This window comes from Paraliobacillus zengyii (assembly GCF_003268595.1).
Taxonomy (GTDB): Bacteria; Bacillota; Bacilli; order Bacillales; family Amphibacillaceae; genus Paraliobacillus_A; species Paraliobacillus_A zengyii.
Genome location: NZ_CP029797.1, coordinates 2,521,105 through 2,535,284, shown reverse-complemented (window position 1 = coordinate 2,535,284; position 14,180 = coordinate 2,521,105). Strand labels below are relative to the sequence as shown.

The 14,180-nt window shown below is 34.9% G+C and carries 11 protein-coding genes and 1 pseudogene; 10 read left to right on the top strand and 2 right to left on the bottom strand.

Features of this window, described 5'->3' with window-relative positions; all coding sequences use genetic code 11:
* Positions 1-4: 4 nt before the first annotated feature.
* From DM447_RS12925 to DM447_RS12885, 9 genes and pseudogenes are all read left to right on the top strand, one after another.
* Positions 5-673: a PspA/IM30 family protein gene (locus tag DM447_RS12925; RefSeq protein WP_112181612.1), complete on the top strand. Its 669-nt coding sequence runs from the start codon at positions 5-7 to the stop codon at positions 671-673.
* A 118-nt stretch (positions 674-791) separates the two neighbouring features.
* The gene (locus DM447_RS12920; protein ID WP_112181611.1) at positions 792-1,436 is read left to right on the top strand and encodes a DUF4247 domain-containing protein; all 645 of its coding nucleotides are present in this window, start codon (positions 792-794) and stop codon (positions 1,434-1,436) included.
* Between the two features lie 18 nt (positions 1,437-1,454).
* Positions 1,455-1,850: a DUF350 domain-containing protein gene (locus DM447_RS12915; RefSeq protein WP_112181610.1), complete on the top strand. Its 396-nt coding sequence runs from the start codon at positions 1,455-1,457 to the stop codon at positions 1,848-1,850.
* A 110-nt stretch (positions 1,851-1,960) separates the two neighbouring features.
* Positions 1,961-3,511: a polyamine aminopropyltransferase gene (locus DM447_RS12910; protein ID WP_112181609.1), complete on the top strand. Its 1,551-nt coding sequence runs from the start codon at positions 1,961-1,963 to the stop codon at positions 3,509-3,511.
* A 795-nt stretch (positions 3,512-4,306) separates the two neighbouring features.
* Complete coding sequence (locus tag DM447_RS12905; RefSeq protein WP_112181608.1) at positions 4,307-4,987, top strand: metal-dependent hydrolase; 681 nt, start codon at positions 4,307-4,309, stop codon at positions 4,985-4,987.
* Between the two features lie 172 nt (positions 4,988-5,159).
* Positions 5,160-6,848: pseudogene (locus tag DM447_RS12900) on the top strand (IS1182 family transposase).
* Positions 6,849-6,920: 72 nt separating this feature from the next.
* On the top strand, positions 6,921-7,148 hold the full coding sequence (locus DM447_RS12895) for a hypothetical protein (RefSeq protein WP_112181607.1): 228 nt from the start codon (positions 6,921-6,923) through the stop codon (positions 7,146-7,148).
* A 75-nt stretch (positions 7,149-7,223) separates the two neighbouring features.
* A complete protein-coding gene (locus DM447_RS12890; protein WP_112181606.1) occupies positions 7,224-8,540 on the top strand; it encodes a DRTGG domain-containing protein in 1,317 nt (438 codons plus the stop codon).
* A gap of 50 nt (positions 8,541-8,590) precedes the next feature.
* The gene (locus DM447_RS12885; RefSeq protein WP_112182745.1) at positions 8,591-9,535 is read left to right on the top strand and encodes a DHH family phosphoesterase; all 945 of its coding nucleotides are present in this window, start codon (positions 8,591-8,593) and stop codon (positions 9,533-9,535) included.
* A gap of 72 nt (positions 9,536-9,607) precedes the next feature.
* On the opposite strand, the gene ytrI is transcribed toward DM447_RS12885, so the two are convergent.
* A complete protein-coding gene (ytrI, locus tag DM447_RS12880; protein ID WP_112181605.1) occupies positions 9,608-10,111 on the bottom strand; it encodes a sporulation membrane protein YtrI in 504 nt (167 codons plus the stop codon).
* On the bottom strand, positions 10,111-10,443 hold the full coding sequence (ytrH, locus tag DM447_RS12875; protein ID WP_112181604.1) for a sporulation membrane protein YtrH: 333 nt from the start codon (positions 10,441-10,443) through the stop codon (positions 10,111-10,113). Before ytrH ends, ytrI begins: the two co-directional genes overlap by 1 nt.
* 175 nt (positions 10,444-10,618) lie before the next feature.
* Between ytrH and dnaE the strand changes: the two genes are divergently transcribed.
* On the top strand, positions 10,619-13,963 hold the full coding sequence (gene dnaE, locus DM447_RS12870) for a DNA polymerase III subunit alpha (RefSeq protein WP_112181603.1): 3,345 nt from the start codon (positions 10,619-10,621) through the stop codon (positions 13,961-13,963).
* Positions 13,964-14,180 lie beyond the last annotated feature (217 nt).

The window sequence follows — 14,180 nt, the reverse complement described above, 5'->3', positions numbered from 1 at the left end:
AAACATGTTTAAATTTTTCAGTAGAGTAAAAACGGTAGTAGGAGCAGAAATGAATGCAATGTTAGACAAAGCAGAAGACCCGGTGAAGATGCTCGATCAATTTATGAGAGATATGGGATCAGATATACGTGAAGCTGAAGCTGCTGTTGCAAAACAAATTGCCAATGAGAAGATGTTGAAAAGAAAGTACGATGATGCGAACGCATTGGTTGAGAAAAGACAAACACAAGCAGAAAGAGCAATAGAGGCTGGCAATGAAGATTTAGCTCGTCGTGCATTAGAGGATAAAAAAGATCAAGTAGAACAAGCTGATTCCTTACATCAATCATGGGAACGCGCGAAGCAAGATGCAGATCAACTACGTAAAAAATTAGATGAAATGAAAAAAGAATATCAAGAAATGAAATTAAAGAAAGATTCGCTTAAAGCACGTGCAGAATCTGCTCAAACAAGAACTAAAATGAATCGTACCATGTCTACTGTGGGAAGTGATGACTCAAAACAAGGCTTTTCTAGAATGGAAGAGAAAGTTATGCAGTATGAAGCTGAAGCAGATACAAGTGACGACTTGTCAGAATCAAGTAGAACATTAGATGATGAATTTGAAGAACTTGGTGGTAGTGAAGTTGATGATGAGTTAGCAGCATTGAAGAAGAAGATGAACAAAGAATAAAAGGGAATTTTTTCTCTATATGAGTTATGAAATTAATAGGAAGATAAACCTCTGTATTAAAGTTCTGCGGAGGTTTGTTTCCCAATTTGTATGGAATGGAAGGGAGGCATAAAATCTCATGAAAAAAACAATCAGCTTTTTTTCGTTACTCATTCTATTAGTTCTCACAGCATGTTCTGAGGCAGAACCTGCGTCTGTGGATGAAATACCTGTGGAATCGTCACAATCTGAAATAACAAATCAATTAGAAAGTGCAAGCACTTCTGACATTGAAATATTGTTATCAGATGCATTTCATAAGTTAGATACAGTTGTTGGGGATAATGAAGAAGCAAACATTTATGCAACAAGATTATTCACAATTGATGAGATTGTAGATACTGTATCAGGGGTTATTCCACCAGATGAAATAAGTGAAAAACAAGATAACGAACAGATGCTCATTTATCCAAATCATTTTGTTACATTTAAGCAAAGTGAGGAAGATTCAGAAGTAGTATTAATGGAAGTAGCAACAGATACTTTTGTTCGCAATAATTATTCACCTAACTATTTGAATGGTTTTTTTACATATGTCATGATCAACAGGATGTTATCTGCTGATAATTGGGCACAGAATAGACAGAGTCAATGTGGTACTAGTGGTTCATGTTATGGTGGTTACAGTACTGGAACGAGTACATTTGGTGGTAGTGTAACAACAAATCGAACAAATAGAGGTATGTCATCAACTCGTGGCGGTGGAACAAGTGCAGGAAAATAATTTGAAGGAGGCGTTATAATGGATGCGTTTATTAGTACATTTATTTATTTTTTAATCGCAATTATAGTTGTATTGATTGGTTTGGTGATTTTTGAATGGATTACAACGAAATATAAGGACTGGGATGAAATTGCTAATAACAATCAAGCAGTGGCTTTATCAATAGCTGGAAAAATAATCGGAATATGTATTATTTTAGCGTTCGCAATTTACCATAGTGTGACAGTTTGGGAAACGTTAATTTGGGGTGGATATGGTGTTATACTGCAAATGATTGCATATTTTATTTTTGAATTCGCTACTAGAAGTTTCTCAGTAGAACAAAAGATCAAAGAAAATAACATTTCAGTTGGTATTATATCCTTAGCGGTTTCAATTGGTTTAGCATTTGTAATTGGAGCGTCGATTACATAACAAAACTGAGTTGGTAAAAATTGATTTAGTAGTAAATGATGTGGCCTGACCTTATAAAGAGGTCAGGCCAGTATTTTTCGTTAATATATACAAAGTCGGAGTGAAGAAGCTTGGATCAATTAGCAATAAAACAAAGTCATTTTATTTATTGGGCATCTGGAATTGTCTCTATTTGTGGGATTATTTTTGAGGTGTTATTTGGCGCCCTCGGTTCTTACATATTAGGTGATGGGGTTAAACAATATACACTAGTGATCTCGTTATTTTTAACGGGGATGGGAATTGGCGCTAGTTTTAGTGAAAAAGTAATGAAGAATCTTATTATTGCATTCATCTATATCGAATTTATGGTTGCTTTAATCGGAGGTTTTTCAAGTTTTGTTATGTTTGGAATTACGGCCTTTTCACCACCAGGAACTGATGCTTTATTTTTATACTTAATTACCTTAACTGTCGGAGCTTTAACGGGTGTAGAACTTCCGATCCTTATTCGAAAGGCGAATGCTATTGGTGTGTCACTAAATAGGAGCACAGCACGTGTATTATTCTCTGATTATGCAGGTGGCTTAATTGGTGGTTTGTTATTTGCTTTCTTGCTTCGTCCTCAATTAGGTATGGTAAAAACAGCTTTTCTTGTCGGTTGTATTAATTTAATCGTAGCTACAATTGTACTTTGGCTATTTCGAAATGAAGTAAAACATTTTATATCTCATGCGATCGTTGCTACAGTGATTGGCGTATTATTATTACTAGGTTTTTTGTTTGGCGAAGAGATGGCTTTTACGTTTGAACAAAAGTTATATAAAGATCCAATTATCCATATGGAAGAAAGCAACTATCAAAAAATTATTCTCACTCAAAAAGGGGATGATTTAAGGTTATATCTTAATGGTGGATTGCAACTAAGTTCAATTGATGAATATCGTTATCACGAAACATTAGTTCATCCGGTTATGGATCAAGCAACTCAACCTAAGGATGTCTTGATCTTAGGAGGTGGTGACGGTGTTGCTGCAAAAGAGGTATTAAAATATGAAGAAGTAGAGTCAATTACGCTAGTAGATTTGGATCCAGCAGTTGTCACTTTGGCAAATAAGAATGAAAAATTATTAGCTATAAATGAATATGCTTTACAAGATGAAAAGGTCGATGTTATTAATCAAGATGCTTTTAAATTCTTAGAAGAAACAAGTCGTGTATTTGATGTCATTATTGTTGATCTCCCTGATCCAAACGATGAAAGCCTAAACAAATTATATACTAAGGAATTTTATGCTTTAGCACGTAATCATATGTCATTAGAAGGTGCGATGATGGTACAAGCTACCAGTCCTATCTTTGCTACCGAAGTGTATTGGACCATATCTGAAACAATTGCATCTAATGATTTAAATACGGAGAATTTCCATGTTGACGTGCCTAGTTTTGGAAATTGGGGATTTGTTCTTGCTAGCAGACAAACAATAGACGTATCGGAACTAAGTATATCAGTTGACACACGCTACTTAACGACAGATATATTAGAGGGTTTAACTGTCTTTGGAAAAGATATTGATCAAACGATTACAGCAGAAAACGGTGATATCGTCGAGTTAAAACCTAATACGCTAATCGATCCACATTTAATTCAGATATATGAACGATCTTGGGAATATTATTAACTTTCACAGTATTATATTGACAAGCAATTCTTGTTATGACTTCAAAGTATCGCTCTCATTTCTTAATCATCATAGCGATTCAAATAACGGACTTGATGAAAATTGCGACATAACTTCCATACCTGCTACGTCAGCAAATGGTCTCCCTTTCCGCAGGCACGGCTTCAGCTAACTCGGATAAGCAAAGATCGCTTTCCGAGTGGATCTTCAGCCCGTGCTGTTCCTGCTGGAGAGTCGACCATTTGCTTCCTTCGCTGGACAGAACTTAAAAGTGATACACAATACGCTATCGAGTGGCTCCTAAAGTTTTATTGCGTTTATGACAACATTTAGTTATATGAATATTATTCGAAAAGGTCTGTTATTGTTGATATTGCAACTTCATCAATAAACATATTACCGACCAGCGATGAAAATCCACTACGACTCCTGCAGGAACAGCGTATGTTTTTGATGGGATGAGTAATCGCAATCCCACGATCTGAAGATCCACTTGGAAGTGTTTTTCTTCCAAGTTAGCTGAAGACGTGCCTGCGGAAAGCGTAGTGGATTTTCAGAGCGATGTAATCTTTTACGTTACGTCGTAGTTGATGGTTATTCCGATGTAAATCTTATAGAAAGTAGTTTTTCTGAAAGACGAACGAGCATTATAACAGCTATCAGTTAGACTTAAAATAACGATTAGCGCATGCTTTTTTTTTTTTTTGACAGAAGAGTTGATTTATTAATTTACTTTTATTTTTATTCTTTTTCGGGTAAACAAGTAGTAGTAATTATTTGAAAGGGGATAATAATATGAAAGTATCATTTCATGGACAGTCTGTAGTACAGATAAAGACCGATTCTCATCGTATTTTAATAGATCCATTTATAACGGGTAATGGAACATGTGATTTAGATACAAATGAGGTAACACCGGACGTTATTTTATTGACACATGGACATAATGATCATGTTGGAGACACCATTCCAATTGCAAAACGAACAGGAGCATTGGTTGTAGCTCCAAATGAGTTAGCAAACTATTTGGAATCAAGAGGCTTAAACACACATGCTATGCATATCGGAGGATCACATCACTTTGAATTTGGAAAGGTGAAGTTCACACAAGCATTCCATGGTTCCGTATTTTATGATGAACAAGGAGAAGCAATATACGCAGGAATGCCAGCTGGTATTTTGTTAACAGTAGAAGGAAAAACAATTTATCACGCTGGTGACACTGGACTATTTTCAGATATAAAGTTAATTGGTGATATGAATAACATTGATATTGCATTCCTACCTATTGGTGATAATTTTACAATGGGACCAGAAGATGCATTAATTGCCGCACAGTGGACGCAAGCAGATTATATTGTGCCAATCCACTATAATACATTCCCTTTAATTGAACAAGATGGAGATGCATTTGCCCAAAAGGTGCAACCAGGTAAGGGAATTGCATTAAAACCAGGAGAACATATTGAAATCTAGAATACATGAGCAAAGAGGCTGGGACAAAACTCAGATAAACAATAAAAAGTTGCATCTTCCAACGGTAGTTGGAAGATGCAACTTTTTTATAAAACCGAAAATTTTAGTAAGTAAAAAAGGATACCTTCTGATAAAATTAAAGTACCACACAATAACAATCGGAGGTATCCTTATGTTTAAAGATTATAACATGAATCAAGTAATTCTGCCGTTAGATTTTGAAATGAAATTACAAAAAAATGATATTGCCTATACGATCCATGACTTAGTAGACCAAATACCTGATAAAGCATTTTCTGTTTTCTTACATGAAACAGGTTGTCCTGCTTATCATCCACGCATGATGATGAAGGTTATTTTATGTGCTTACACGCAATCTGTTTTCTCTGGAAGAAAAATTGAATCATTACTGAAAGATAGTGTACGTATGATGTGGTTAGCGCAAGGTTATGAGCCAAGCTATCGAACGATTAATCGTTTTCGAGTCAATGAAGAAGTACAAGAACTGTTACGCCAATGTTTTGTACAATTTCGATGCCAACTGGTGAAAGAAGAGCTGATTGACCAGGAAGCGATCTTTATTGATGGCACCAAAATAGAAGCAAATGCCAATAAATTTACGTTTGTTTGGCGAAAAGCGATTGAAAAATACAGTGCGAATTTGGTGGAGAAATCAAATCAACTGTACGATGAATTATTGGCAAACGAAATTATTCCAGAAATAGAACGCGAAAGTACGGAAGAACTATCCACTAAAGAACTCGAAAAAGTAGTTGAGAAACTAGAGAAGACCGTTGAAGGATACGACAAACAGATCGAAGAAAGTAAAGATGTCAGCAAACGGAAGCAGTTTCGCTCTGCAAGGAAAACACCAAAAAAATACCGCAAACAGTTTAAAGATTACGTAGCACGCAAACAAAAATACGAAAAGGATAGGCTTATATTTGAAGCGCGCAATAGTTATTCAAAGACAGACCATGATGCCACCTTTATGCGCATGAAAGACGATTATATGAATAATGGCCAATTAAAAGCAGGTTACAATGTACAAATTGCGACCGAAGGACAATATACACTCGCATATGACGTATTTCCCAATCCAACTGATGTACGCACATTCACTCCTTTTCTAGATAAAATCGAGGAAAGCTTCTTTGAACTTCCCACATATATCGTAGCTGATGCAGGGTATGGAAGTGAACAGAATTATGAAGATGTCCGCATTAATCGGGAGCGCATCCCGCTGATTACATACAATATGTATCGAAAAGAGAAGACAAAGAAATATAAGCAAGACCCTTTTAACACAATGAACTGGGCGTATGATGAAGCGAGTGATTCTTTCCGTTGTCCAAATGATAAAAAAGTGGCTTTCCAGTATCTATCTAATTGAACAGGTAAAGATAACTTCACCCGATCCTTTAAAGTCTATGAATGTGAAGACTGTTCGGATTGTCCGTTGCGTTCCCACTGTACAAAAGCAAAGGAAGGAAATAATCGAAAAATTTATTATAATGAAAAATGGGAACAACAAAAAGCATACACAAAACAGCAGCTTTCAGAAAAAGAAACCGGTAAAATCTATGGCAAACGAAAAATAGATGTAGAACCAGTCTTCGGATTTTTGAAGGCTAATTTGCGTTTCACTCGTATGTCAGTAAGAGGCAAGAAGAAAGTGGAAAATGAATTAGGATTTGCATTCATGGCGGTGAACTTGAGAAAGTACACGGCTAAGCATGCGCATGGTGCAACAAATCCTGAAAATAATCCAACAAAAAAAGATTCCGACCATCTTCCTAAGATGATCGGAATCTTTTTCGTTATTTTGGCTAGTTATGTCCCAGCCTCTTTTATTCTCTGAAAGAAGATCAAACATGTTCCTATACATATAAGCATAAACTGTTACTAACTACTTTTATAAGGAGATCATAATATGAAACAATATGCTGTTTTACGATTATTATTAGCTGGTTTTTTACTGTATATAGCCTTTCCAAATGTACAAACGCATCCAGAAGGGTTAGCACATCTGTATTGGTTTAGTTGGTTAGTTCTTTTTACATTAGTTATTGGTGCAAACTTGGCAACTGTACTAATAGAAAAAGAAGAAACAAAAAAAGAAGTTACGCATGTAAAACAAGTAAAAGTAATGAAAAATTGATACAATCACCAGACAACTGTATAATAACACTATAGTCTAAAATATTAGTACAGTTAGAAAGAATGGTGAACAGGTGTGGCCACGAAACATGAACAGATTCTATTACATATAGAGTCATTAAAAGTTGGAAACAAAATCTCAGTAAGGCAAATTGCGAAAGAATTAAATGTAAGTGAGGGAACGGCCTATCGAGCAATTAAAGAAGCAGAAAATCAAGGGATTGTTAGTACAATTGAGCGCGTTGGTACTATTCGAATTGAACAAAAAAAGAAAGAAAACTTTGAGCAACTAACATTTGCTGAAATTGTTGGAATTGTAGATGGACAAGTATTAGGTGGACGAGACGGATTATATAAGACATTACATAAATTTGTCATTGGTGCAATGAAATTAGATGCGATGATGCGCTATACTGAAAAAGATTCGCTATTAATAGTCGGTAACCGTGTTGAAGCCCATGAACTAGCTCTAAAAGAGGGCGCAGCTGTCTTAATTACTGGTGGTTTTGATACAGATGATCAAGTTAAGCGACTAGCTGATGAGAAGAAACTACCAATAATTTCTACTAGTTATGATACATTTACGGTTGCGGCAATGATTAACCGTGCCATATATGATCAACTTATTAAAAAAGAAATTGTTATCGTGGGTGATATATTCACCCCTTTTTCAGAAACGTACTATGTAATGAATAAAGATCCACTTTCAAAATGGTATGCGTTCAATGAAGAAACGACACATAGTCGATATCCAGTTGTTGATGATCAAAATCGCGTAATTGGTATTGTGACATCCAAAGATATTATTGGTAAACAGCATCATCTTCCCATTGATAAGGTCATGACTAAAAATCCTATGACGGTTTTAAAAGAAACATCGTTAGCATACGCAGCACATATGATGGTCTGGGAAGGTATTGAAATTATGCCGGTAGTTGACAACTATAATCGGCTACTCGGGTTAATTTCAAGACAAGACGTATTAAAAGCGCTACAACAAGTGCAACGGCAACCACAAGTTGGAGAAACGATTGATGATATTATCACAAGTGGTCTTTCGGTCATATCAAATGACCCACAGCAAATGGTATTTCGATCAAACGTAACACCACAAATGACAAATGCACTGGGGACCCTATCAAATGGTGTACTTGTTTCTTTTGTAACTGAAGCGGGAAGTCGACTTATACGTCAACTTAAAAGGGCTGATATTGTTGTCGAAAATTTATCTGTTTATTTCTTAAAGCCTGTTCAGCTAGAAAATACACTATTTATTAAACCAAGGTTACTAGACGTAGGACGAAAATCTGCTAAAGTAGATGTAGAAGTTTTTCACGATAAAGAAATAATAGGGAAAGCAATATTAATCGCGCAATTAATTGATCGATACTAGAATTAGGAATGGAAGCAAAAGATATAAAATAATAAAGAGGTGTAAGTGTGATAACAAAAGATATTATAAAGAAGATTAAATCATATCAACGAATCATTATTCATCGACATGTTCGGCCTGATCCAGATGCACTTGGTTCACAAGTAGGATTAGCAGAAATTATTAAGACGAGTTTTCCAGACAAAGAGGTTTTTGTGGTTGGAGATGAAGAAGAATCGCTATTCTTTTTGGCTAAAATGGATCAAATTGATGACGATACATTCAAAGGGGCATTAGCAATTATTTGCGATGCAGCTAACCAGGAAAGAATCTCAGATAAACGCTATCTTCAAGCAGCAGAGATTATAAAAATTGATCATCACCCTGAAGTAGATGTATATGGTGATATTTCATGGATAAATACGCAATCAAGTTCCACAAGTGAAATGGTTTATGAGCTTTTTGTTAATAGTAAAGAAGTTGGAATTAAGATTTCTGATCGCGCTGCTATGCTTTTATATGCTGGTATTGTTGGAGATACAGGCAGATTTCTTTTTCCGAGCGCAACGGATATTACATTTCAATATGCTTCTGAATTAGTGAAATATGATTTTAATCGAACGAAATTATATGATAACTTATATAGAATGAATGAAAATATTGCACATCTTAAAGGTTATATTTTGCAAAACTTTACCGTATCACCAAACGGTGTTAGTGCGATTAGAATAACGAAGGATATTTTAGCAGAATATCATTTAACGCCAGAAGAAACGAGTAAACTTGTAGGTGTTTTAGGTGATATTGAAGGCATTCGAGCTTGGGTGATCTTTGTAGAAGATGCTGAACTTATTCGTGTTAGACTGCGATCTAAAGGTCCAGTTATTCATAAAATTGCTGCAAAATTCAATGGTGGTGGACACCCGTTAGCTTCTGGAGCAACTATTTATGATTGGAAAGAAACAGAGACTGTAATAGCTGAACTTGAACAAGCATGTCAAAAATTTGCTGAATAGAACTATTCAAGTAAAACAATTTAGAAAGAAATATGAATTATCCGTATTTCTTTCTATTTCTTTTAATAATGTCTAAGTACCAGGGGTTAGTTCGATTTGTAAGCTGAGCACTTCCGTAATAAATAGGTGTTTTACTTCAGCTTGGTAAGAAAAATCATCAATCCGATAGGTTTTGTTTTCAATTGTTTTGATAAGTAAACTATAATTTTCAGATAGACTTTCAACATCTCTTCCAATTATGTCCGTCATTTCAGCTTTTATTTTCTCTTCGAATTCCCTGGCTATTAAATGATCTAAGTCTAATTTTTCTTGATTTGTTATAGTGATTTCAATAGAAGTAATCGTTACTTTTTGTTGATACTTTTGATCTAATTCTTTATTATTTTCTTCTAAGGCTTTATAATTTGAATTTAATTCTTGTAAGGCAGCATGTAATTCTAAGTTTTCCTCTACCCAATTTTCATATAATTGGCCATACATATAAACAAAGACGCAGAATGCTAGTATTGCACCAACAAATGTACCTGCCATAAATCGTTGCCAACTTTCACGCTTATAAAATGGTGGAATATGCACTATTCTATCTCCTCTTGAATAAGCCATTCGATCACTAATAAAGCAGTCTGTACGCCTCCCATGGCAGTTATAATGAGAAGTATTTGTTTAATCATATCTAAAGTTGATCCTTCAAATATCCCTCTTTCAAAATTGGATATCGCATCAAATGTGCCGCCGATTGCTGCAACAATAGCCCAGATACGTAAACTTTTTGCAATTCTTCCCATCATGGTCATTGGTGGTTCTCCTGTTGCAAAAGCTCCAATGCTACCTATGAAGGCACCACCTATAATGACGCCAAGTGCGATGAAATAGCATTGAATCATCGATGCTAAAAAGCGTTCTTCCATTTTAGTATCTCCTTCATATATTCAGCTTGGATAATCTGAACATTTCTAACTATTTAGTCTTACTAACTATATGAAAAAAAAGGACAAGGTATGTTATTGATTTTAAAGTTAGACAAGATTCATATATAATAAAAGTAATGAAACAGCAGAGTTCATACAAGAAGGTGGGAGAAAATTGGCATTTACTCACTTGCAAGTTCGTAGTGGATATAGCATGATGAAAAGTACAGTTAAATTAAATAAATTAGTAGAACAAGCAAAAGAGTTTAAAATGGATGCTATTGCATTAACAGATGAAAATGTTTTGCATGGTGCCGTTTCTTTTTATCGTCTTTGCATAAATGCAGACATGAAACCAATTATTGGTATGGTAATTAGTGTTCAGGAAAATACAGGAGAAACGATTCAAATTATTGCTCTAGCTAAAAATAATCAAGGTTATAAGAATCTACTTCAAATTAGTTCAATTATTCAGACTGCCGGAATAGGATTTATTGATCAAAAAGATTTACTAGTGTATGGGAAGGATATTATATTTATTTTGCCTGTAGCAAATTCAGCGCTAGAACATTTAGCAGAAGCGAATAAAGCGGAAGAAATGGCTGTATATATAAATGAATGGAATAAGGTGATACCTGATTTACCAATTTACATAGGAATTCAAAGTATAGATAAATCAAACTTTTCCATTTTAAAACAAGTATGCGATACGCTTCCAAACGAAGCTGTTGCAATTAGTGATGTGCGCTATTTACGTCGTGAAGATCATAAGGCTTATGATTGTTTGCGTGCGATGGAACAAGGAAAGAAGTGGGCCTATCAAACCGAAACCAGTGCACGGGAGAATCACTACTATAAGACGCCTGAAGAGGTGGCGCGAAGTTATGAGCAATGGCCTGAGCTAATACAAAAAGCAAGTGAAGTTGTTGACCAGTGCAATGTTAAACTCGTATTAGATCAACCTACTTTACCAAAATTTCCATTAGCTGAAACACATGAAGCAGCTGCTTATTTAAAAGAATTATGTGAAAAAGCATTTATAACAAAGTATCCTAATGCAACAGCTGACATACGAAATCGTTTGGAAAGAGAATTAGACGTAATTAACCGTATGCAATTCAGTGACTATTTCTTAATTGTATGGGATTTTGTTCAATATGCTAAGCAACATTCTATTATGGTCGGACCTGGAAGGGGATCCGCAGCAGGTTCAATTGTTGCTTACCTGTTAGATATTACAGAAGTAGATCCTATTAGATATGATTTATTATTTGAGCGATTCTTAAATCCTGATCGTGTTTCAATGCCAGACATTGATATTGACTTTTCAGATCATCGTCGTGACGAAGTTATTGCTTATGTTAAAGAAAAGTATGGAAAAGATCATGTTGCTCAAATTGGAACTTTTGGAACCTTTGCAACAAGATCTGTTATCAGAGAACTGTGTAAAACGATGGAAATAACTGCCGAAGAGCAATCTTTTATCCTAAAGGAAATTCCAAATCAGGGTGCTAAATCTGTTGCCGAAAGCCTTAGATATTCTACATCTTTAATGGATTATGTGAAACAATCGAACCAATTACAACAATTGTTTAAAATTGCAACAAAACTAGAAGGTTTACCAAGGCATTTATCAACACATGCGGCTGGAATTGTTATTAGTGAAAGCCCTTTGGTTGAAAGTACTCCATTAACAACAAGTGGGAATGAAGAAATGTATTTAACCCAATTTGCTATGAAGGATATAGAGGCTGTTGGATTATTAAAAATGGATTTTTTAGGGTTGCGTAATTTGACATTAATAGAAAGAATTGTTCGTACAGTCGAGCAAAATGAAAAACGTTCGATTATTGTAAAGGATATTCCATTAAATGATCGAGCAACTTTTGAATTACTGCAAAGAGGCGGAACCAATGGTGTATTCCAATTGGAATCCCAAGGCATGCAACGGGTGCTAAAAGATTTATATCCTACAGAATTTGAGGACATTGTTGCGGTAAATGCTTTATATCGTCCTGGTCCAATGGAATTCATCCCTACATATGTTAATAGAAAACATGGTAAAGAGCCAATGAATTATGCACATCCTGACTTGAAAGCCATTTTAGAGCCTACTTATGGTGTACTAATTTATCAGGAACAAATTATGCAAATTTCTAATAAGATGGCTGGTTTTACATATGGTCAAGCTGATATTTTACGTCGTGCAGTAAGTAAAAAACAAAAAGAACAGATGGAACAATTAGAACAACAATTTATACAAGGTTGTATAACCAATGGTTATCAACAAAAAGTGGCAGAAGAATTGTTTACATGGATTATTCGATTTTCTAATTATGGGTTTAACCGAAGCCATGCAGTAGCTTATAGTTTAATTTCCTATCAATTGGCATACTTAAAAGCTAATTATCCAGCTTATTTTCTAACAGATATACTTAGTTCTGTTGCTGGTCAACATGATAAAATAAGCTTATATGCAAAAGAGGCAAAGGAGCTTGGAATTGAAATACTGCAACCATCGATAAATAAAAGTTATGGTGGCTTTATGGTAGAAAAGGGAAATATCAGAATGGGATTGTGGTCGATAAAAGGTATCGGAAATCAAGTTATAAAAGAAATCTTACAAGCAAGAAAAGCGGGTAAATTTAAACATTTATTTGACTTTTGTTTACGTGTCCCTGTTCAAATTGTAAATCGTCCAGCACTAGAAGCTTTGATTATGGCTGGTGCTTTTGATGAGACAAATAATGATCGAGCTAAATTGTTAGCTACGATAGATCAAGCATTAGAACAAGGCGAATTATTTAGTGACTTTGAAGATCAAACATCTTTCTTTCGAGATGATTTGCAACTAGACGTAAGCTATGTGGAGGTAGAACCATTTACAACTATGCAACAACTGGCTTTAGAAAAGGACTTGCTGGGCATGTATGTATCAAGTCATCCGCTCACAGTATACCGTGAAAAGCTTCGTGCAAACGGATATTTATCGCTCACACAATTACAAAATATGATCGGTAAAAACAATCGACATACCGTTGTTGTTGTTCAACAAATTAAAGTTATTCGAACAAAGCGTGGTGATCAAATGGCATTCCTTACGCTAGCTGATGAAGAAATGGAGATGGATGCAGTAGTATTTCCAGATGTTTATCGTGAAATTAACAGGTGGATTAAAGAAGAAATGTTAGTGGTTATCAAAGGAAAGTCAGAAGAACGACAAAATAAGATCCAATTACTAGTTACACAAATAAGTCAATTTGATGATATGCTGTTAGAAGAAGTTAGCAATAAGCAACGTTTGTTTGTACAAGTTGATCAGCAAACAGAACGAGATGCATTGCAACTCTTAAAGCAATTAGCAGAAAAACACCCTGGTAAAACACCTGTTATTGTTTATCACTCCCATAAAGATGTGACGTATCAATTGGCACCCACGTATAATTTAGAACTTGAAAGAGAGTGTCTTCGTAAGCTTAATGATACTCTTGGTAAAGAAAATGTTGTAGTGAAAAAGTGATTCTGTTATGTAGAATAACTTTACAGTGATAATGCATCTGCTATAATAGAAGAGTTGTGTGATCAGAATAATAAATGCCTTACTATATCTTTTAATTTATTAATTGTAAGAATTAGTTATCCAAACCAAAGTTTTAGATTATCAATGTGAACAAATTAAGAAAAAATAAATGGAGCATATACATATACAATGAAATCAAATATGGTTGGTGTAATCA